Source organism: Fusibacillus kribbianus (assembly GCF_030053595.1).
GTDB lineage: Bacteria > Bacillota > Clostridia > Lachnospirales > Lachnospiraceae > Lientehia > Lientehia kribbiana.
On sequence record NZ_JASGBQ010000001.1, the window covers coordinates 301,654 to 323,190 of the forward strand.

Sequence of the window (21,537 nt, forward strand, 5' to 3'; positions counted from 1 at the left end):
CTTTCTTTTAAGCTCTTTTTCATACTGTTTACTGAGGGGAGTTTTAAAGTGATCCCTGTACTTATCCTGCTTCCCCCCTTTTTCTTCGTAGGAATTTATACAGCAGAGCAGCAGCCATCAGGACAATGCCGCTCAACGTATACAGCCATGTACCGGGGCCGCCGGTTTCAGGAAGTTCAAAGAAGGGAGTATTCACAAATTCTGCCGGCGCCGTACCGCCATTTTCAATCGTTCCCTTTACAATATACCCTTCCTTACCGTTCACAGTCGTTTTATAGCCTTCGGTAGTCCGTTCAGTTACTCTGTAGAAGGTCCCGGCAGGAATCCCGCTGATCGTAGCGAACTCACTCGCTTTCAGCTTCAATGTTCCGCCGCTTTTAATCGTACCATAGGTTCCATCGCTTCTTGCATAACTGAAGGTCTGTCTCAGACCATCTCCGTTCTCTTCTTCCAGAAGATCCACCTGGAATTCAAATTCTGTATCATTCGATATATTAGCATTTTCAACATTCAGATTTTTTGCAATCTGTAAACTGCCTGTATCCCGGGCCACTGTGGAACCGGACACGGAAGGCAGGGTAAAGCTCATATAGCAGGTGGAACCGGAAGCACCTCTCTCTGTATAGAAGAAGGTGAGCGTATGCTGTCCGGAAGAACCAACCGGCAGATAATCCCGCAGGTTGACATATTCACCAATGGAGCTGTGAACACCGCCGATATCACAGACAAGCTGATTATCCAGAAATACCCACAGATCATCATCACCGAAGAAGTAATATTCCAGAGGGCCTTCATAATCTTCTGTCAGATTAAAGCTGACGGCAAAGTTCATGCCAAAGAACCAGTTATGATTATTTCCATCATCGCTGGCGGGGAAATTAGCCGCCAAGTTCCCCCAGCTATAATTATTAGCTTCAGTATACCCCTGGAACGACCCCGGATTTCCGTAAGCACCCCAGAGGGCATCTGTCCTTCCTGCAGCCGGATCCATGGGCCAGAAATTGTTGGTAAAAATATGGGTGTGTGTGGTGCTCGAGGTCGGAGACGGATTGAAAAAGTACTGAAGACCACTGAGGGTATTTTTCTGTCCGTTGGAATTATTCAAAGTAGCGGCGCTGAGCGTATAAGTATCTCCTACCCGGTCAAAGGTCAGGGAACTTCCTGAATACGTCTGCTTTCCCGTGGCATCACCGTCATTGAACAGCTTGGGAGCCACCACCCATTCATTATAACGGATGGTACCATCATCGTTCAGACCGGCTGCCAACCCAAAGGTAGCCCCGCCATAGCCGCTGTTTTTGCTGCTGTGCTTGTTCAATGTACTGCCGTCAAAAAGATATCCCGACATACCAGTACCACAGTTTGCATTTCCAAAAGCAAAGATATCAGCTCCGGAGCGCCAGGTTCTCTGTCCGTTTAAACTGGTGTCATAGTTGCTTTCACTGTTGATCCCGGTGATACCGGTGCGCCACCGGCCGTCTGAATTCTGTCCGCTGGAAATATTGTAATCATAGAAGGTAGTGCCGTTATAATAAGCTCCGGTGCTGGTATCGGATACCAGACGGATCACTGCGCCATCTGTGATCAGAATGGTGGCTTCATTGACCTGGCCTGCTTCATTGGTAAAAGCAGTGTCCCCATTGTAGGAATAGATATCCCAATCCTCCCGGTTCGTGCTTGCAGCATCCTTTCCGGCCTTCAAAATCCATATTTCTTTTAATGTATAGCTGTCATTATCCTTGAGTTTGTTAAAATATTCCAGAGACGGCGAGGCCTCAAACCGGTACTCCTGCTCACTGTACAGCCTGGTCAGTTCTGTTGTCGTCTGAATCCTGTATAACTGTGTTTTATTCCCTTTGTTCTGATCTGTGTACTGCCTGGTACCCTCCAGATACAGATTCCTTGTTGCCATGGTACCGCCATTGGTGGGCAGCGCTTTTCCGGAAGTATCAATGACCTTCAGCGGATTGCTGCCGGATGTGGCAAACCTGGGGATATTGGCATAATACTGTACCGTAAATCCCGGATTGGCCTTTGTGGCAACCACCTCAACAGGCTGGGTGACATTTGTTATGATAAAGGTCGTATTGCCTCCCTGCTGAGAAGCTTCCACCTCCAGAGGCTGGCCGTTTTTACCCACACAGGACCAGAGGATGCCTTCCGCATTTCTGACTGTAACCGTCACAGTATCATTGTCCCGTGCAATCCGTGTCATACTGCTTAATTCACCGTCACTGTAGACACTGTGATTGTCATCCCTGACACTGACCGACCAGAAACGGTTTCCGGCCATTTCTGCACTTTCAGCCGTATAGGTTCCGGGCTGTTTTCCCTGGAACTGTGCCGGATTCACAGGCAGATAATAAACACTGTAATCCACATCATTATTCGAGTAGCTCAGACCTATGGCCCAGGTACCGTCAGCAAGCTTTTCGGCACCGTTATCTGTGTAAAATGGCGTATTCAAATCCCATTTTCCAAGCTGATGAGCCAGGACATTTCCCTGTCCCTCCTGATAGCTGTAGGCCTCGGAGGAGAAACCGTAGGGTGCAAGGATACTCTCTGCCTGACCTGAGGTGATATAATGCCTGTGTTGAGTCCCTGTCACTAAAACAGAAGCATCATCATAAATCGGTGTTGCAGTGCCTGTCTCTTTCCACTCACCATCCAGAAATACAACAAAGTAAACGGGTTTTTCCACCCGTGTTCCCAGGTTGGAAGCCAGAGGTGTAATGCGAAGGGGCTGTGTAACATTGGTAAGTGTGAAGGTTATTGTCCCGTCCTCATTTTGTATCCCCTCAGACACAACTGTCCATTTTGAGTCCACACACCTCCAGACTGCACCGCTGTCCTCAGGCAGTCCGTTTACCGTAACCTCAGAAGAGCCGCCGCTTCGTACAACCTGTTTTCCAGGCAAGGGCTCGTCTTCCCCGTAAACCAGATGGTTTGGATCATAGACCTGGACAGTATAGAATTCGCTGCCCGTTGTTGCCACGGAATCCAAATTGACCGATAACTTATTATTGGTATTTCCCGGCAGGAAATACACATTATAACCGGATTTCGGATCCGCGTTTCTTGCCAGGGGGATCAAAGCAATATTGCTCTTATTCTCATCAACATAAGACAATGTATCCGAATGAAGCTTTGCATCCCGATCTGTTTCCTTCCGCTGATAGGCGATCTGCAGCGCCGCATTCCCTGCTCCGGTATCAAACCCGTATGCTCCGAGAACGGATCCTGCCTGCTCCACAGTAATGCAGTCACGATTATCATTCTGCCATCCGGTCGCTTTGTTATCACCGTACCATCCTGTCTTTGTGGAACCGACGCAGACCCATTCTCCGTCGATATAAACATAATAATCTACCGGCAGGATATTAGGTCCCACATCCGTACTGTTATAAACGCTGTAGTTTTCCGTCACCAGATTTCCCACCACTGAAAAGCCTTCCTGCATATGGGTAAAGCTGGTACTGCTCTCATCAGGCCTTTCTGTCTGTACTTCCAGCAGCTCTGTTTCCTCATCTGTAAAATGTACTGCCTGGCAGCCGGCTCCTTCTCCTGTTCCAAGTGCCTCCTTATAAGTAATGGTCACTGACACAGGTGCTTCCGGTTCCAGCTTTTGTCCATCTGCCTGGAACTGAATATCAAAAAACCGTGCATAGACTACGATTTCCGTTTTTCCTTCAGAAGCCATCGTCTCAGCTGCCTGCTCCAGATACTGCTTATATTCCTCTGAACCAACAGGAATCTCCTCGGCGGTCAGTACGACGTTCTCCGGCAGGGCCGCTTCCGGTCCGTACTGTACCGTTATAGTATAATCTGCACCTTCACAGACAAGCTCTGTCAGATCAGTCCGTTCCGCAAACAGCTCCTGTTCATTTCCAGGCTCAGAAGGAGCTTCCTCTGAAATCTGTCCTTCAGAGGATTCTTTCTCAGCAAACTGCTCTTCTCCGGATTTGCAGGTGTCCTCATGGATATGCTCCTCCATACCGCATAACAGATTTCCCATGCTGTCTGTGCAGGACTCGTCATGAACATGACCCTTCTGTCCGCAGACAAACTCCTGCTCCGGCAGACGGCCGTAGCCGAGGATTGCTGGATCCTCTGCTTCATAGGTCATATACTGCACACGGTCGCCGGTATTTCCTTCAATGGTTTTTATCATGGCGGAAGCATCTTCCGTTTCCGGAATCAGCTCTGCAACGATTCCCACATGCTCAGCGCTTCCGTCTCCATCATAATCAAAGAAAATCAGATCACCCGGCAAAGGTTCAAATCGGGCAGTCTCATATCCGGAATCCTCATTCTCTGTGTCATATTCAGATGCCTCATGGTACAGACCGCATTCTTCTTCAGAAAGAACATCGATCCATTTGACACAATTTGCCTCCAGAGGCATTTCTGCCACACCGGCCCGGTCCAGGCAAAAGGAAATGAACATGGCGCACCAGTCACCGTAGGCATCCCCGTACCAGTCACCATAAAGAGTATAACCCCTGGTATCTCCATTTCCGGAAGAAACACGGTCAGTTTTACTTTCCTCATAACCAAGCTGGGACTGTGCGACAGCCAGTACATCCACCGCATATTCACCGGTCAGCCTCACATCTGAAGCTGCTTTTTCCCAGAGCCTGTTGTTTTCAGTATGATCCGAAGAAGCTGCCCCGTCTGTTTCTCTCTCAGCAGTTTCCTCTTCAAAGGTCTTCTCTGTGGAATTTTCTTCTTTTTTATAGCATTCTTCAGTATGTGTGTGTTCTTCCTTTTCGCATACCAACATCCACTGGCCATAGCAGAGAGCTGTATGCGTGTGGTTTTCATCCTCAGGAATGGTACAGGTCAGTACAGCTGTGTCTGCCGGAACAGTAACGGAAGAAAAGCATGCTTCCGTGTGGGTATGCTCTTTCGCTTCTGATTTTCCGCACACTAAATTCCCATTCTCATCATAGCAATCCTGAGAATGGGTGTGCAGCTCTGAGGTACTGATCTCCGGTAGTGTGCACACCAGATTTCCATTTTCATCATAGCAGGAAGTATCATGACTGTGAACCACATAATCACCATAACCGCATATGATATTTCCGGCCTCATCATAGCAGGCATCTGTATGTATATGAATTCCCAGACTCTCTGCAGAACAGGTCAGCCTGTACTCTTCCTTTTCTGTAATCTGTACATAACAGCTTTCTGTATGGACATGCTCCTCCAGTCCGCATACCACCTTTTTTTCCAGGGTGATTGCCGGCAAGATCAACATATATGTAGTAATAAACACCACTACACAGGCCAGACTTCCAACAACCTTTTTCCAGATGCGGCGACGGCGCCCCTGCTCCTTATAATACTCCGCCTGTTCTTCTTCCTTCCGCTGCATCCTTCCCCCTCCTTTCCGTTTTTATCCTAACGTTCCCAATCGTTTTATTGGCCAGACCCGGAACATGATCTTTCCTACAATCTGCTCCTGGGCAACACAGCCCACAGCAGTGTTTCGGGAATCCACTGATGTGGAACGATGATCTCCCATAACAAACACTCTTCCATCAGGCACCTGGTAGGGCAGCTCAATATTGCAGTCACCTAATGCCTTTTCAATCAAATATGGCTCCTCCAATTCTACATCATTCACATAAACCGTGCCATCTTCGTCGATATTCACCCATTCTCCCGGTCCGGCAATGACCCGCTTAATCAGGATCTTATTGTTATAATAAAATGCTATGATATCGCCTTGTTTAAAATCCGAACCTTTCATGGAAAAAACGATCTCCCCGTCCTGCAAGGTAGGGGTCATGGAATTTCCATAGATCTGCAGGACCGGCAGCCACAGAGTTGCCACTAAAACGGCAACAGCCGCCACCGTAATTAATGTATATACTGTACTCTTTAATACAGTACGGTAACGGCGTTTATATTTAACTCTGCCAAGCTCAGCTTCCAGCTGCTGCGTCGAAGGCTTCTCCAAAACGTTCTTTTTCTTCATAATATTTTTTTCAGATCCTCTGCTATTACATAGTATAAATATAGTACCTTAATATAAAAAAAGTCAACTGCTGTCATGTCACTTTACATAAATTTTTACTTTTCTCTGTCGCAGCGTATCGTGAAACGGCTCCTGGTATTTGATGTGCAGGTAAACAGTGTCAGATCATACTCCCCGGCGGTCATCTTTTCCACCTCATCCGGAGATAAAACCTCCGTCATGACTACTTCGTAAACAGAAGTGATGCCATCCATATCGGTAAAATATACGATATCACCGGCGGAAAGGCCCCGAAGGGGACGAAAATGACTTACGTAACTGTGGCCGGCAATGACAAGATCGTCCGTTTTTGTGGATCCGGCGTAGCGGCATGGCGAAGTCTTCAGCCGTTCATAATCCCATTCGGACATGACCGGAAGTTCAAGCCCCAGAGAAGGGACCGACAGATATCCGATATATCGGTAACCGTCTATCTCCACCTCTGTCATTTCAGTATCGTATGGATCCGGATATTCCAATTCAGAACTCTCCGACGCGGAAATGCCCGGGGTTTTTTCTTCGATCTGTTCTGCAATACGGGGCATCAGCCTGTCAACAGCTTCTCCTGCCAGCTTTTCTTCTCTCTGATTCATACAGAAAAGAGACAGCGCTGCCAAAACAAGCACTGCCCCCAAAGCCATAAAGATAATTCCAACCTTTTTTCTCATCATGTTCCTTCAATCAATAACCTTTAAAGTATTTATTTCTGCAGCATCGGTTCCGGCACCTGTTCTAAAATTTTCTGAAGTCCCCTGTAGGAATCACTGAGTTCCTGAGTCTTGCGCGACACTGCATCCCAGTAAAGCTTCGACTGCTGCTTCGCGTCGTCGACCATCTGAGCGCACCGCAGCCTTGTCTCCCGCTCCATCCTGGCACAGACTTCTTCCTGCCTGTCACTCAAACGCTTGATATTCTCAATATACTGGGCACAGGCATTTTCTGCCGCCTGAAAAACACCATTGAGCTGAAGAGAAGCCTCAGCAATGGAACCGGCTTTTTCCACATTGATTTCTCTGTCTGCCAGCTGTGCTTCCAGTTGTGACACCTGTGCGCGAAGTCTCTCATTTTCCTTGCTTTGTTCCAGTAAAAGCTCCAAAAGCTCCGCCCGGCCCAGTTTTTTCAATTCACGGTCAGTCATAAGATAATCCCCCTCAATCAGGTAAGCTTCTTCCGTATGTCTATAATTAATATCACGAACATTATAATATAATCACCAGAGAAAATCAATTCACAATAATGTGCAATTCAGTCCAGCAAAAGCCGGTCCACGGTCACAAAGGTATAGCCCTGAGCCTTCAGTTCATCGATAATTCGAAAGGCCGCCTCCACTGACGTATCATATACGTCGTGGAGGAGGATAATGCTTCCGTCTTCCACCTTTTCAAGAACCCTCTTCACCACCGCATCAGTGTTTTTCACATCCCAGTCTCTCGGATCCACGGTCCATCCAACCTCCTTCATATTTACCGCACACTCCAGTTTCGAATCCCAGGAGCCGTAAGGAGGCCGTATGTACTCCGGCTGCTGCCCGGTCACTGTATAGATCGCTTCGTTGGTCATGGTGATCTCCCGGCAGGCTTCCTCCACCGAAAGCTTCGTCAGCTGTACATGACTGAAGGTATGGCTTCCGATGAGGTGCCCGTCCTCTGCCATTTTCTTTACAATTTCTTCCTTTCCCGCAATGCTTTTTCCGATGAGGAAAAAGGTCGCTTTTACGTCCCGCTCCCGAAGTCCCTCCAGAAGCTTTGGCGTACAGCTCTCATGGGGGCCGTCGTCAAAGGTCAGCGCCGCCAGCTTTTCCTCAGGCTCTGTCCCGTCTGAAGTGCTCTCTCCGCCATCTGCCAGACTTTCCCCTCCGGTTCGGGAATCGGCATTGACTTCCCTGAGAGCTTCCCTTCGCTCCTCTTTGATCCGTTCCATTCCAAGGAGGCACACTGCCAGTAAAACAGTCAGAAGTACTGTGACACCGCGTTTTTTCAAACCTGATTCCCTCAGACAGTCTCTTTTTACCATTCTATGAAGGACAGCACGCAGTGGTGTCTCTGCAAAAAGCAAAAACGGCAGAGCCGCCCTCCGCAGACAGACGGGTCTCTTCCCGTCTGCTGCGAAACGACACGCTCTGCCGTCCGTTTCCTCTGTTTATACAAACTGATTGGCGTCCCTGTCGTACTCATAATCAATGGCCGCCATTTTTTCCTTCAGCTCTTCCACACCGATCTCAGCCGCTTCACAGAAGGCCTCCAGGGATGGATAAAAATCCCTCAGCTTCATGTTGACAACACTCAGCAGCATCACTGCATCCTTCGGCAGATCCATCTGTAACATCCTCCTGTCGGGTATTTATTCTTCTCTGACACTTCCCTGCACGTAAGCAGTCAAAACTCCGTTCTGCACGTCCATGACAATGGTGTCTCCTGCTCTCACCTGACCTTCCAGGATCAGCTTTGCCGCCTGAGTCTCCACATGCTTCTGGAGATACCGCTTTAACGGTCTCGCGCCGTAAACCGGATCATAACCGTTCTCCACTACAAACTCCCGGGCTGCAGCCGTCAGGCGGATGGAAATTTCCCGGTCTGCGAGGCGCTTATTGACGCCGTCCAGCATCAGCCCGATGATGTGGCCGATGTTGTCCTTTGTCAGCGGCTTGAACATGATGATCTCGTCGAGACGATTTAAGAACTCCGGACGGAAATGATTCTTCAGATCATTCATCACCATCTCTTCGTTTTCGGGACGGATATTTCCGTTCTCATCGATGCCCTCCAGCAGATAAGAGGATCCCAGATTGGAGGTCATGATCAGGATCGTATTCTTGAAATCCACCGTACGTCCCTGGGAATCGGTGATGCGTCCGTCATCCAGAACCTGCAGGAGCACATTAAACACATCGGGATGGGCCTTTTCGATCTCGTCAAAGAGAACGACCGAATAAGGCTTTCTGCGGACTGCCTCGGTCAGCTGACCTCCCTCATCGTAGCCCACATATCCCGGAGGCGCTCCGATCAGACGGGATACGGAATACTTCTCCATATATTCGCTCATGTCGATACGGACCATATTCTGCTCATCGTCAAAGAGGCTCTCGGCAAGGGTCTTGGCAAGCTCCGTCTTGCCCACGCCGGTAGGCCCCAAAAACAGGAAGGAACCGATCGGCTTGGACGGATCCTTGATCCCCGCCTTGGAGCGGATAATCGCCTCCGCTACCTTAGTGACACCCTCGTCCTGGCCTACGACCCGTCTGTGCAGCTGCTCATCCAGATGAAGAGTCTTGTTCCTCTCACTTTCCGTCAGCTTTGCCACCGGGATCCCGGTCCATCTCGAAACGATACGGGCGATCTCCTCATCAGTAACCGCCTCATGGAGCAGGGACAGATCCTGTCCTTTAACCTTTTCTTCCTCCTCGGCCAGCTGCTTCTGAAGTCCCGGAAGGGTTCCGTACTGAAGCTCTGCCGCCTTCTCCAGATCGTAATTCTGTTTTGCCATCTGGATCTGGCTGTTGATGTCATCGATCTGTTCGCGCAGCTTCTGAAGCCGCTCCACAGACGTTTTTTCATTGTCCCACTGAGCCTTCATCTTGCCGAATTCCTCCCGGAAATCCGCCAGCTCCTTCTGGAGCGCCTCCAGTCTGTCACGGCTCAAATTGTCCGTTTCCTTTTTCAGAGCAGCCTCCTCGATCTCCAGCTGCATGATCTTTCTGGACAGCTCATCCAGCTCTGTGGGCATGGAATCCAGCTCTGTTTTGATCAGTGCGCAGGCCTCATCCACCAGGTCAATGGCCTTATCCGGCAGAAACCGATCGGAAATGTACCGGTTGGAAAGAACTGCAGCGCTCACCAGAGCAGAATCCGTGATCTTGACCCCATGAAATACCTCATAGCGGTCCTTCAGGCCACGAAGGATGGAAATCGTATCCTCCACCGTAGGCTCATCCACCTGGACCGGCTGGAACCGCCGCTCCAGTGCGGCATCCTTTTCAATGTATTTGCGGTACTCATCCAGTGTAGTTGCACCGATGCAGTGGAGCTCACCCCTTGCCAGCATGGGCTTCAGCATATTGCCTGCATCCATGGCCCCATCAGTCTTGCCGGCTCCCACAATAGTATGGAGCTCATCAACGAAAAGAAGGATCTTGCCCTCGCTCTTTTTGACTTCCTCAAGAACCGCCTTTAACCGTTCTTCAAACTCGCCTCTGTACTTGGCTCCGGCCACCAGAGCCCCCATATCCAGAGAAAATACGATCTTATCCTTCAGTCCCTCCGGCACATCGCCGCGGACGATCCGCTGGGCCAGTCCCTCCACGACAGCTGTTTTGCCGACGCCGGGCTCACCGATCAGCACCGGATTGTTTTTCGTCTTTCTGGACAGGATCCGGATCACATTCCGGATCTCCGAATCACGGCCGATTACCGGATCCAGCTCCTGATTTCTGGCACGCTCCACCAGATCAGTTCCATACTTTGCCAGAGTGTCGTAGGTGGCCTCCGGATTGTCGCTGGTCACCCGCTGATTGCCCCGGACGGTGGAAAGGGCCTGCAAAAACCGTTCTCTGGTGATTCCGAATTCCTTAAACAGGGTTTTCAGAGCACTGTTGGGATATTTCAGCAGAGCCAGGAACAAATGCTCCACCGATACATATTCGTCCCCCATCTGTTTTGCCTCATCCTCGGCATTCACCAGCACCTTATTGAGATCGTTGCTGACATACAGCTTCGTATCTCCGGAAACCTTGACCTTCTTCTGAAGAGCCTCCTCCACCCGGTTCATGAAATATTCCGGCTGGATCTCCATCTTAACCATCAGCTTTTTGATGAGGCTGTCATCAAGAGTCAGCAGACTGGAGAGCAGATGCTCCTCATCGATCTCCTGGTTTCCATATTCATAAGCCAGCTTCTCGCAGTTCTGAACGGCCTGCAGAGAATTCTGTGTAAATTTATTGATATTCATAAGAACACCTCCCGCGCTATTGTTATACATGTACTATAACAAGCTTTCACATTGGTACTATAGCACGAGTCATTAGCACTGTCAAGCCCCGAGTGCTAATTTTTTGTGAACTTTCTTTGTTTTATTATATTTCCACTGTCTCACTGACTGAATATAGCAGCTTTCCACTGAGCTGTCAGCTGTTCCAGGGAGCAGGCCGCGTTGGCCGGACTGGTGGAAGGCAGCCTCACTGCCTCCCGTCCCGTCTGTTCTTTCAGATATTTTTCGTACAGTGCATAGGCAGTTCCTCCGTTACAGAGGATTTTTCGGATGTCCGCAGTCTGCAGAATAGGCGACAGATCGTTTGGCACCACATGCTTAATGGTACTGTCACTGGAGCCCTGGATCTCGCAGCTGGCGATCACATCCCAGACTGCCACCCGATGGGCCAGCAGAAACGCCTTCTTTTCCTCGATCGTCTCCGGTTCCGGCTCCCCCTCTCCAAAGACGGCCGTCAGCACCTTCCAGAACCTGTTTCTGGGATGATGATAAAAAAATCTTCCTTCCCTGGACTTTACCGATGGAAAGCTGCCCAGAATCAGGACCTCGGAATTTTCGTCAAAGACGGGTGGTATTTCATGGATCACCACCCCATCAGTCCCAGATGACATAGTTTTCCTTTCTGACCTTAGCTGCCGGCAGAGGCCCGTCGCCGTAACCGATGATGCAATGGCCGATTCCCTCGTACCGGTCATCCAGTCCCCATTTTTTCAAAAGCTTTTTCCCTTCCTCCAAAGCAAAGACCTCCTTTGCCCGATGGATCCAGCAGGCTCCCAGCCCCAGGGCATGGGCCGCATTGAGAAGATTTCCCATCACCAGACTGCCGTCATAGAGATAGGTGGGAACGGTGCTGTCCGCCAATACCACGATCACCGTCGGCGCTCCATAAAAGGGATCGGAGGAAACACCCATAACAGCCGCATTCATGGAAGAAAGCTGCTTTACGGTCTCCGGATCCTGCACTGCCACCATCACCGGGGACTGACGGTTCATCCCTGTGGGCGCATTCATCCCTGCCTCCAGGACCTGGATCAGTTCATTTTTTGTAATCTGATCCGGTCTGTATTTTTTTACGCTTCGTCTTGTTTTTAAATCCTGTACGGTTTCCTTCATAGCATATGTCCTCCTGCAGTTTTTGTACCGGCTCCCAAACAATTTCGGAACCGGTACGCTGTTTCTTGTATCAGTATATCACAGATACCCAACATTTTCATTGAGTTTTGCGGTGCGCTGGCTTATAATGATAAAAACAGCTCTGAGATTTCATTCCGATAAAGGTTTTACCTGTTCCCGACAGCTTTTTGATTATATTATGAAACGGAGGCATACCTTTTGTGAGCAAAGATCTGAAACTCGCTATACTCATTGATGCAGACAACATTTCCGAAAAGTACATCAAGATCATTCTGGACGAATCTTCCAAATGCGGCATTGCCACCTACAAAAGAATCTACGGCGACTGGACCAATCCCCAGCTGACCTCCTGGAAGCGGGTACTTCTGGATAATTCCATCATTCCCATTCAGCAGTACGGCTACACCACCGGAAAAAGCTCCACGGACTCCGCCATGATCATCGACGCCATGGATATCCTCTATTCCGGCACTGTCGACGGCTTTTGCCTGGCCTCCTCGGACAGTGATTTCACAAGACTGGCTGCCCGTCTGCGGGAATCCGGTATGCAGGTCATCGGTATGGGCGAGAGCAAAACGCCCAAGCCCTTTATCTCCGCCTGCAATCAGTTCAAATATCTGGATATTCTCCTTGCCAGCGGACACGCAGGTGCGGAGCCGGAAACAGAGGCTGCTCCCGACCCGGACAAGTCTCCCTCTCCCGCCAAAAAAGGAAAGGGCTCCGCTCCCAAAAAGTCAGCAAAGCCCAAGGCTTCAGAGCCGGAGCCTCAGACAAATCTCAACATGATCAAAAAAGCCATTCTTGCCCTGGCTGAGGAGTGCTCCGACGACGACGGATGGATCTTTTCCGCAGAGCTGGGCAATCAGCTGGCCAAACGGTTCCCCGATTTCGACGTGAGAAATTTCGGTTTTTCCAAATTCACTCCTTTCATCAATTCGCTGGGGCTTTTCGAGATCAAAAAGAATCAGGCCGGTCCCAACAACAATATTCAGCTGGTCTATTATAAAATCAAAGAATGGGAACGAAAATAAAAGACGGCGCCGGTTTTGTCCGGTGCCTCTTTCTCATTTCAGAAACAGTCTCAAAAGCTTCTTTTTGTTCTCCGTATACGGCTGATAACGGATGGGCAGATCGATCCAGTTGTATTTCTTTACAATACTCTTCTCATGACTGAAGGTATCAAAGCTCTTTCGCCCATGGTAATTTCCCATGCCGCTGTTGCCCACACCGCCGAAGGGCATGCGGGAGGTGGCCAGGTGAATGATCGTATCGTTGATGCAGCCGCCGCCGAAGCTTAAGGAGGAAAGCAGCCGTTTTTCCCGCTCCTTATCCCGCGTGAAGATATAGCAGGCCAGCGGTTTTTCCCGTTCCTTCACAAACTGCTCCGCCTCGGAAAGCTCCCGGAAGGAAAGGACCGGAAGCAGAGGGCCGAAGATCTCCTCCTTCATAACAGGAGAATCCGCCGTCACCAGGTCAAGGACTGTGGGAGCGATCTGAAGTGTCTCCGGATTTTTGTCTCCGCCTATCCGCACGTGCTCTCCCTCCATCAGACCGCAGAGCCTGTCAAAATGCTTTTCATTGATGATCTTTGGATAGCCGGGATTTTCAAGAGGCCGTTCCCCATACATTTTGGCGACAGTTTTTACAAAAAGCCCCAGAAATTCTTCCTTTACCGACTCCTGGATCAGAAGATAATCCGGCGCCACGCAGGTCTGTCCGGCATTCAAAAGCTTGCCGAAGGCCAGCCTCTTTGCTGCTGTTTTCAGGTCTGCAGTCTCATCAATGATGCAGGGGCTTTTTCCTCCCAGCTCCAGCGTCACCGGAGTCAGATGGCGGGCAGCCTTTTCCATGACCAGCTTTCCCACCTTCACTCCGCCGGTAAAGAAAATATAATCGAACCTCTGCTCCAGAAGAGCCGCGTTCTCCTCACGTCCGCCCTCCACAACAGTCACATACTCCGGAGGGAAGACGGCTTCCGCCAGCTCCTTAATCACCGCAGAAACAGCCGGTGCATAAACGGACGGCTTCAGAACGCAGCAATTGCCCGCCGCAATGGCTCCCACCAGAGGCTCCATGCACAACATAAAGGGGTAGTTCCAGGGCGACATGACCAGCGTCACTCCGTAAGGCTCCGGCATCACAAAGCTTTTCCCGTGGAACTGTGCCAAAGGAGTCCGCTTTCTTTTTGGCCGGGCATAGCTCTTCAGGTGCCGCTTCATATAGCCAAGCTCAGACAGGGTCAGCCCCGTTTCCGTCATATAGGACTCCATGTCCGATTTATTCAGATCCTTTTTCAGCGCATCATGAATCTGCGCCTCCCGCGCTTTAATTTCCCGTTCCAGCCTGTCAAGAGCGCTCAAACGAAAAGCCACAGGTTTGGTTACACCTGTGGCAAAGTAATCGCGCTGTTGTTTAACAAGTGCCGCAATGTCCACTTTTCAGCCCTCCATTACTTTTACGTAGAAGGTCCTCTGTCTCGGCCCGTCAAATTCGCAAAGATACAGATCCTGCCACACGCCGAGAATCATCTCGCCCTCCTCTAAGATCAGCGTCACGGAGGCTCCCATGGTGGAAGCCTTCACGTGCGCATGAGAATTGCCTTCATAATGACGGTACCGGATATCCTTTGTCGGATACGCCTGCTCCAGGGCATACATCATATCCAGCACCACATCCGGATCTGCATTTTCATTGATGGTCAGCCCTGCCGTGGTATGGGGACAGTGGATCACGACAATGCCGTTTCGGATGCCGCTCTCCTTCACGTCCTTCTTTACCGTCTCGGTGATTTTCACCATATCCCGCCGTTCAGAAATAATGATATTATGCTTGAAGAAATTCATGGTTCTCCCTCCAGTACCTCAGATGATCAGGCCGTCTTTGCCTTTTTACCAAGAATCGTCACTACCACAAAGAGTGCGGCAAGACCAACAAGCGTTCCGATCCAGCCGTTTCCTGCAATACCGCCTGCGAGGAAACCAACGAAACAGCAGGCAGACACGGTCATGGCATAAGGAATCTGAGTCGATACGTGATTGATATGATTGCACTGGGCTCCTGCAGAAGCCAGGATCGTCGTATCAGAAATGGGTGAAATGTGGTCACCGCATACAGCACCGGCCAGAATCGCAGCCGTAGTAAGTGCAAGCATGCTGATGTTGCCGGTTCCGAGAACCTCAACCGCAATGGGGATCAGGATGCCGAAGGTTCCCCAGGAGGTACCGGTCGCAAAAGCAAGGCCGTTTGCAACGGCATACATGATGGCAGGAAGCAGCATGCCCACCAGTGCGCTGCCGCCCACAACAGAGCCTACAAAGCCGCCGATGTTCAGATAATCTGCGTTGCAGATCCCGGACAGCGTCCAGGCCAGACAGAGGATCATGATGGCGGGAGTCATGGCCTTGAAGCCTTCTACAAAGCTTGCGCAGAATTCCCGGAAGGTGATGATCTTTCTGGGAAGATACAGGATAAAGGTCACAACCAGAGTAAAGAAGGAACCAAGCACCAGGCTTCGCGCTGAGCTGCAGTTTGCAAAAGCATCGATGATATTTGCCCCTTCCAGGATTCCGCCGGTATAAAGCATGGCAGCAATACAGAATACGATCAGCACCGCGATGGGAATAATCAGATCGAGGACCTTTCCCTTTCCGCTGATTTCCATATCCTGATCTGCAGTGGTCTCCTCACCCTCGACAGCGATCTTTGCCTCATATTTTCTCATGGTTCCGTAATCAATGTTCCGAACAATGATGTAGATCATGAAAAGGATGGTCAGGATCGCGTACAGGTTAAAGGGAATGGTCCGCAAAAACAGATTGAAGCCGTCAATGCCGCAGTCCTCCGGCAGGGAGGAACCGACAGCAGCCGCCCAGCTGGAAATGGGAGCAATGATGCAGACCGGAGCAGCCGTCGCATCAATAATGTAAGCTAACTTTGCGCGGCTTACTTTGTACTTATCGGTTACAGGACGCATCACCGTACCAACGGTCAGGCAGTTGAAATAATCATCCACAAAAATCAGGGAACCCAGAAGAACCGTGGATAACTGTGCGCCCTTTTTAGATTTAATAGCCCTGGATGCCCAGTTTCCGTAGGCTTTGGATGCTCCCGATTTGGTGATGAGGGCAACGAGAATTCCCAGCAGCACCAGGAAGATCAGGATATCGGCGTTTCCTCCGATTTTTTCTCCCATGATGGTAAACGTGGTATCCACCGTCGTCAGCGGGTTGAAGCCCGTAAATAAAAGTGCGCCGGCCAGGATACCGATCAGAAGTGACAGATAAACTTCCTTGGTGATCAATGCCAGCGCGATTGCCACGATAGGCGGCAGCAGCGCCCATGCTGTTCCAGACATATTACTCCTCCTTTGTCACAAATAGATTGCCTTTTTTATATTTATCCTCCCCCGTCTGCAGCCACTCCTCCGATATCTGTTTCCGCTCCTCCTCACTGAGCTCCACCCAGGCTTCATAGGTGACAGCAAGAGTGTCCATGGAAGTCCCGCAAATGGGACACTCCGCCTTCAGAAATTTTGATACCAGTCTTGTCCTTCCACATCCGGGACATATAAATATCCGAATCACGTTACTCCCTCGTCCGAACCGGTTTTTTCTGTCTCATACACTCCGGTCCACCTTTACTGAAGCTCCTGCCCGATCATATTCCGAATCACCGGCAGGTAAAAGGCCTTCCAGGTAAAAACCCGGAAGGCCTGGCTGTCTTTATTATACCAGAACATTGTGAGATTACAAGTGTAAATAATTTTCTGTTAACAGAAGCAAAATACCGCTTATCTGTTTGGCTGACCGATATGGCGGATGTTCGTGTATTCGGCAATATCTCTGTCCGTTGTGACAAGATTGTCAACAGACAATCCATGGACCGACCGGTTCCCGGTCACTCTGGCAAAGGTCCGAAGTTCATCCAGCGATACATTCAGGAAATTGGCCACTCTCTGGGCAGCCGCATCCTCCTTAAGCCGTTTTCGCAGCTCCGGATCCTGGGTGGCAACTCCAACCGGGCAGTTTCCGGTTCCGCAGATCCGGTACTGCTGGCAGGCAGCGGCGATCAGCCCCGCACTTGCGATGGCAACGGCATCAGCGCCCATGGCCAGGGCCTTGGCAAAATCAGCCGATACCCGGAGACCTCCGGTAATAACAAGAGAAATATCGGAGCCCACCGAATCCAGATACTTTCTTGCGCGGTACAGCGCATAAATGGTAGGAATCGTGGTTGCCTCCCTGAGAAGCAGCGGGCTGGAGCCTGTCGCGCCTCCTCTGCCGTCAATGGTAATAAAATCAGGGCCTGCAAACACACAGTACTCCAGATCCCGTTCAATGTTCCCGGCTGCGATCTTGATCCCGATGGGGCGTCCCTCAGAACGCCGGCGGAGCATATCCACCATTTCCCGAAGATCCTCTTTGGAATTCAGCTCCGGAAATTTGCTGGGACTCTGAATATCTTCTCCCACTTTCTTTCCCCGGATCGCAGCGATTTCCGCCGTCACCTTTTCCCCGGGAAGATGGCCGCCCATTCCCGGTTTGGTGCCCTGGCCGATCTTAATTTCTATGGCATCGGAGGAGCGAAGATTTTCATCCGTCACACTGTACTTATTGGGAATATATTCAAATATGTATTTATAGGAAGCTTCCTTTTCCTCCGGCAGAATACCTCCCTCGCCGCTGCACATGGCCGTTTTTGCCATAGCAGAGCCCTTGGCCAGTGCAACCTTCACCTCCTTCGACAGTGCGCCGAAGGACATATGAGAAATATAGACGGGGCTGTCCAGAACCATGGGTTTCTTTGCATGGCGGCCGATCACGGTGACCGTATCCACCTCATCATCGTCATTCAGCGGCGGCGGATTCAGCTGGGCGCCAAGAAGCAGAATATCATCCCAGTTTGGCATAGGCATCCTTGTTCCCATGGAACCTCCGATGGATCTTCCTGTCACCGCCATTTCATGGATCTCCGCCATATACCGGCAGGAAGCATCATGCCGGCTCGTGGCACTGTCATAATCCAGGCTGCCCGAATATGCTTTTGCCGTGGTCTTTCCTCCCTCCGGTTCCACGGGGACCAGATTGGAAACCGGCAGCTTGCAGACCGGACAGCATTCCAGTTCAGAAACCGGCCGGCCCTCCTTCTCTTCATCATAAATTGCACCGCAGATGACACATTTGTAAATTGCCATAAAATACCTCCCACTTCCGACACATATTCTTCTATATTAATATTAGTATCTATTACTATTATAGCAAAATATTCCGGTTCGTCAACAAAATCCTGTTATTTTCCGCCGCCAATTTCAACAAAAAAATGGTACTCCGCATATTTCACGGAATACCATCCTTCCTGTCTGTAATTTTTTTCTATGAAACAGAAACGCCCTATTCGTTCATTTTTGTCAGCTTTGCCGCCTGATCCGCCGCGATGCAGGCATCGATGATCTCCTGGATATCTCCGTTCATGATCTTGTCCAGCTTATAAAGCGTCAGGCCGATGCGGTGATCTGTGACACGTCCCTGAGGGAAATTGTAGGTGCGGATCTTTTCGGAACGGTCGCCGGTTCCGATCTGGCTCCGTCTTGCCTCAGCTTCCGCATCATGTGCCTTCTGGCATTCAATATCGTAAAGCTTTGCCCTGAGGAGCGCAAAGGCCTTGGCCTTGTTCTGAAGCTGTGACTTCTCTGTCTGGCTGTAGACCACGATGCCGGTGGGGTAATGGGTCAGACGCACCGCAGAGTCTGTCGTATTTACACACTGGCCGCCGTTTCCGGAGGCCCGCATCACATCGATTCGGATATCCTTCTCATCGATCTGCACATCCACCTCTTCTGCCTCAGGCATAACTGCCACCGTAATGGTGGAAGTGTGGATCCGGCCGCCGGACTCTGTCTCCGGTACCCGCTGTACCCGGTGAACGCCGGACTCATATTTCATCACCGAATAGGCTCCCTGTCCCTTGATCATAAAGGTAATGCTCTTCATACCGCCGATGCCGATCTCATCAGATTCCATCACCTCGATCTTCCAGCGCTTTGATTCCGCATAATGGGCATACATCCGGTAAATTTCCGCTGCAAACAGGGCTGCCTCGTCTCCGCCTGCACCTGCACGGATCTCCACGATAACATTCTTGTCATCATTGGGATCCTTTGGCAAAAGAAGCACCTTGAGCCGTTTCTCCAGCTCTGCGATCTTCTCTTTGGCAGAGGAAAGCTCCTCCTTTAACATTTCGCGCATTTCCTCGTCGTTTTCCCCTTCCAGAAGCGAAAGACTGTCCTCGACGTCCTGTTTCGCTCCCTTATATTCCTTATAAGCCTCCACAATGGGAGTCAGATCCGTCTGCTCCTTCATGAGCTTCCGGAATCTTGCCTGATCCTCGACCACATAGGGATTGTTTAATTCCTCCAGAATCTCCTCAAAACGGATCAGGATATCATCAAGCCTGTCAAACATGGCTGTTCCTCCTTATTTTCATTTTCACAACCCGGTCCTTTCCTGTCAGATCCCGGATCACTTCGATATCGGTAAAGCCTGCCGCCCGGAAAAGCTCCGGAACGGAGCTTCCCTGATCCCAGCCGATCTCCAGATAGATCCTGCCGCCGGGCAAAAGATGCTCTCCAGCACATGCCGCGATCCTCCGGTAAACGGCCAGGCCGTCCCCGCTTCCGTCCAGGGCAAGCCTTGGCTCATGGTCCCTCACCTCCGGCGAAAGCTCCTCAATGTCTTTCGTTGGAATATAAGGCGGATTGGAAACAATACAGTCAAAGGCTTCTCCGGCAAACGCCTCAAACAGATCCGACTGCACAGTCCGGCAGGTCTGTTTTACACCGAGACGGCGGATATTCTCCTCTGCTGTCCTTAAAGCCTCCCTGGAAATATCGCTCAGAATGATCTGAAACGGCATTCTGTCCAGATATTTTGCAAGACTGATACCGATACAGCCGGAACCGGTACAAAGATCCAGGATCCGGAAGCGGTCTTTGTTATCCGCAAATTTCCCGTCCTGTTCCCTTTTTAAATCCTCCAGGACCGTTTCCACCAGTGTCTCCGTATCCTGCCTCGGAATCAGTACATGCTCATTGACCGCAAAGGAAAGACCCATAAATTCCTGATTTCCCAGAAGCTGCTGGAGCGGGATGCGCCTGCATCGGCCTTCAATGAGGCTTTCAAATCTTGAAACGGCTCCGCCGCAGGAAGCCTCCTCATTCATTCTGAGAAAATAGGCCCCCTTATCCATGGAAAAGCAGTCTGAAAACAGATACCAGGCGTCAAGCCGGCCTTCTTCGATTCCTGCAGCCAGAAGCCGGCCTTCCCCCTCTTTCAAGAGGGCCGCATAAGTGCTCATGACTCGCTCTCTCCTGCCTCCGCGGCAGCTTTCCCCTCAGAAACAGTCTGATTAACAGCAGACTCCTCAGAAAATTTCCTGCCGAAGGCTTCTGCTTCATACTTTCTCCAGTCAAAAACTGCCTCCACCGAGCAGATCGCCACCTCAATCATATCGTCTTCCGGCTCTCTGGTGGTCAGCCGCTGAAGCAGGAGTCCCGGCTTGCTGATGAGATTGATCAGCCAGTTGTCGCTTCGCCCGGCCAGCTTCAGGATCTCATAGGAAATACCCGCAATGACGGGAATCAGAAGGATCCGGAGAAGAGCCTTCAGCCATACGGTATCGATCTGTATCACCATGGAGAACAGAATGCTCACAAACACCACAAACAGAAGGAAGCTGGTTCCGCAGCGCTTATGCTGCTTGGAGCTCTTCCTGACATTTTCCACTGTCAGATCCAGTCCGTGCTCCACACAGTTGATGCACTTATGCTCTGCCCCGTGATACATGAATACCCGGCGGATATCCTTCATCAGTGAGATCAAAAGCACGTATCCGATGAAAATAGCCAATCGGATCAATCCCTCAATAAATCCCATCAGCGCCCTGGAGCTTACAAAGCTCCGGAACAGCCCCGACAAAAACATGGGAAGCACAAAAAATATCCCGAGAGCCAGAATCACGGCCACCACCATGGTGATGCTCATGATCACGCTTTCTTTTTTTTCTGCCTTTTCGTCTTTTTCCTGCTCCTCTTCCTCATAAAAGCTGGCGGAAAAGGTTAAAATCCTCATGCCCAGCCGCATGGAATCCACAAAATTAAAAATTCCTCTGACAAAAGGAATATTTAGTGCCTTATGCTTTTTTGTAAAGCTCTGCCAGGTGTCCTTGGCCACCTCAATTTCTCCGTCCGGCTTCCTGACTGCCACAGCGTACTGATCCTGATTCTGCATCATGACCCCTTCGATGACAGCCTGACCGCCGATCCCTGATGATTTCATCCGGCAGTTCCCCTCTCTGTATGCTAAAAAGGTTGAGATTCCAAATGACCGAAATCTCAACCTCAT

General features: G+C 50.4%; 18 protein-coding genes. 1 reads left to right on the forward strand and 17 read right to left on the reverse strand.

Annotated elements, in window-relative coordinates; all coding sequences use genetic code 11:
• Window positions 1–61 precede the first annotated feature (61 nt).
• The 9 genes from QJ036_RS01455 to QJ036_RS01495 all read right to left on the reverse strand — a co-directional run bounded on the left by QJ036_RS01455 (window position 62) and on the right by QJ036_RS01495 (window position 12,118).
• On the reverse strand, window positions 62–5,377 hold the full coding sequence (locus QJ036_RS01455; RefSeq protein ID WP_283229647.1) for a DUF7601 domain-containing protein: 5,316 nt from the start codon (window positions 5,375–5,377) through the stop codon (window positions 62–64).
• A gap of 21 nt (window positions 5,378–5,398) precedes the next feature.
• Complete coding sequence (gene lepB / locus QJ036_RS01460) at window positions 5,399–5,983, reverse strand: signal peptidase I (protein ID WP_283229648.1); 585 nt, start codon at window positions 5,981–5,983, stop codon at window positions 5,399–5,401.
• A 95-nt stretch (window positions 5,984–6,078) separates the two neighbouring features.
• Window positions 6,079–6,693 carry a sortase gene (locus QJ036_RS01465; RefSeq protein ID WP_283229649.1) on the reverse strand — a complete coding sequence of 205 codons (615 nt, stop codon included), beginning with the start codon at window positions 6,691–6,693 and terminating at the stop codon, window positions 6,079–6,081.
• A 29-nt stretch (window positions 6,694–6,722) separates the two neighbouring features.
• A complete protein-coding gene (locus QJ036_RS01470) occupies window positions 6,723–7,160 on the reverse strand; it encodes a hypothetical protein (RefSeq protein ID WP_283229650.1) in 438 nt (145 codons plus the stop codon).
• A 107-nt stretch (window positions 7,161–7,267) separates the two neighbouring features.
• A complete protein-coding gene (locus tag QJ036_RS01475) occupies window positions 7,268–8,002 on the reverse strand; it encodes a polysaccharide deacetylase family protein (protein WP_283229651.1) in 735 nt (244 codons plus the stop codon).
• A gap of 159 nt (window positions 8,003–8,161) precedes the next feature.
• Window positions 8,162–8,338: a DUF4250 domain-containing protein gene (locus QJ036_RS01480; RefSeq protein WP_283229652.1), complete on the reverse strand. Its 177-nt coding sequence runs from the start codon at window positions 8,336–8,338 to the stop codon at window positions 8,162–8,164.
• A gap of 24 nt (window positions 8,339–8,362) precedes the next feature.
• Entirely contained in the window at window positions 8,363–10,966 is a 2,604-nt protein-coding gene (clpB, locus tag QJ036_RS01485) for an ATP-dependent chaperone ClpB (protein WP_283229653.1), read from the reverse strand.
• 140 nt (window positions 10,967–11,106) lie between these two features.
• Window positions 11,107–11,616 (reverse strand): DNA-deoxyinosine glycosylase, encoded by a 510-nt coding sequence (locus QJ036_RS01490; protein WP_283229654.1) that lies wholly within the window; start codon window positions 11,614–11,616, stop codon window positions 11,107–11,109.
• Window positions 11,600–12,118, reverse strand: a complete 519-nt coding sequence (locus QJ036_RS01495) for a nitroreductase (RefSeq protein WP_283229655.1) — start codon at window positions 12,116–12,118, stop codon at window positions 11,600–11,602. The genes QJ036_RS01490 and QJ036_RS01495 overlap by 17 nt, the downstream gene beginning before the upstream one ends.
• A gap of 221 nt (window positions 12,119–12,339) precedes the next feature.
• On the opposite strand from QJ036_RS01495, the gene QJ036_RS01500 reads away from it, so the two are divergent.
• Window positions 12,340–13,170 carry an NYN domain-containing protein gene (locus QJ036_RS01500; RefSeq protein ID WP_283229656.1) on the forward strand — a complete coding sequence of 277 codons (831 nt, stop codon included), beginning with the start codon at window positions 12,340–12,342 and terminating at the stop codon, window positions 13,168–13,170.
• 33 nt (window positions 13,171–13,203) lie between these two features.
• On the opposite strand, the gene QJ036_RS01505 is transcribed toward QJ036_RS01500, so the two are convergent.
• The 8 genes from QJ036_RS01505 to QJ036_RS01540 form a co-directional block, all read right to left on the reverse strand.
• The gene (locus QJ036_RS01505) at window positions 13,204–14,574 is read right to left on the reverse strand and encodes an aldehyde dehydrogenase (protein ID WP_283229657.1); all 1,371 of its coding nucleotides are present in this window, start codon (window positions 14,572–14,574) and stop codon (window positions 13,204–13,206) included.
• Window positions 14,575–14,577: 3 nt separating this feature from the next.
• Window positions 14,578–14,982, reverse strand: coding sequence for a secondary thiamine-phosphate synthase enzyme YjbQ (locus QJ036_RS01510; RefSeq protein WP_283229658.1), 405 nt, complete (start codon window positions 14,980–14,982; stop codon window positions 14,578–14,580).
• A 26-nt stretch (window positions 14,983–15,008) separates the two neighbouring features.
• The gene (locus tag QJ036_RS01515) at window positions 15,009–16,493 is read right to left on the reverse strand and encodes a Na+/H+ antiporter NhaC family protein (RefSeq protein WP_283229659.1); all 1,485 of its coding nucleotides are present in this window, start codon (window positions 16,491–16,493) and stop codon (window positions 15,009–15,011) included.
• Window position 16,494: 1 nt separating this feature from the next.
• Window positions 16,495–16,722 carry a DNA-directed RNA polymerase subunit M gene (locus tag QJ036_RS01520; RefSeq protein ID WP_283229660.1) on the reverse strand — a complete coding sequence of 76 codons (228 nt, stop codon included), beginning with the start codon at window positions 16,720–16,722 and terminating at the stop codon, window positions 16,495–16,497.
• 206 nt (window positions 16,723–16,928) lie between these two features.
• Entirely contained in the window at window positions 16,929–18,332 is a 1,404-nt protein-coding gene (locus tag QJ036_RS01525) for a glutamate synthase-related protein (RefSeq protein ID WP_283229661.1), read from the reverse strand.
• A gap of 196 nt (window positions 18,333–18,528) precedes the next feature.
• Window positions 18,529–19,599 (reverse strand): peptide chain release factor 1, encoded by a 1,071-nt coding sequence (gene prfA / locus QJ036_RS01530; RefSeq protein WP_283229662.1) that lies wholly within the window; start codon window positions 19,597–19,599, stop codon window positions 18,529–18,531.
• Window positions 19,592–20,491 carry a peptide chain release factor N(5)-glutamine methyltransferase gene (prmC, locus tag QJ036_RS01535; protein WP_283229663.1) on the reverse strand — a complete coding sequence of 300 codons (900 nt, stop codon included), beginning with the start codon at window positions 20,489–20,491 and terminating at the stop codon, window positions 19,592–19,594. The genes prfA and prmC overlap by 8 nt, the downstream gene beginning before the upstream one ends.
• Window positions 20,488–21,471: a DUF1385 domain-containing protein gene (locus QJ036_RS01540; RefSeq protein WP_283229664.1), complete on the reverse strand. Its 984-nt coding sequence runs from the start codon at window positions 21,469–21,471 to the stop codon at window positions 20,488–20,490. The genes prmC and QJ036_RS01540 overlap by 4 nt, the downstream gene beginning before the upstream one ends.
• Between the last annotated feature and the right edge of the window lie 66 nt (window positions 21,472–21,537).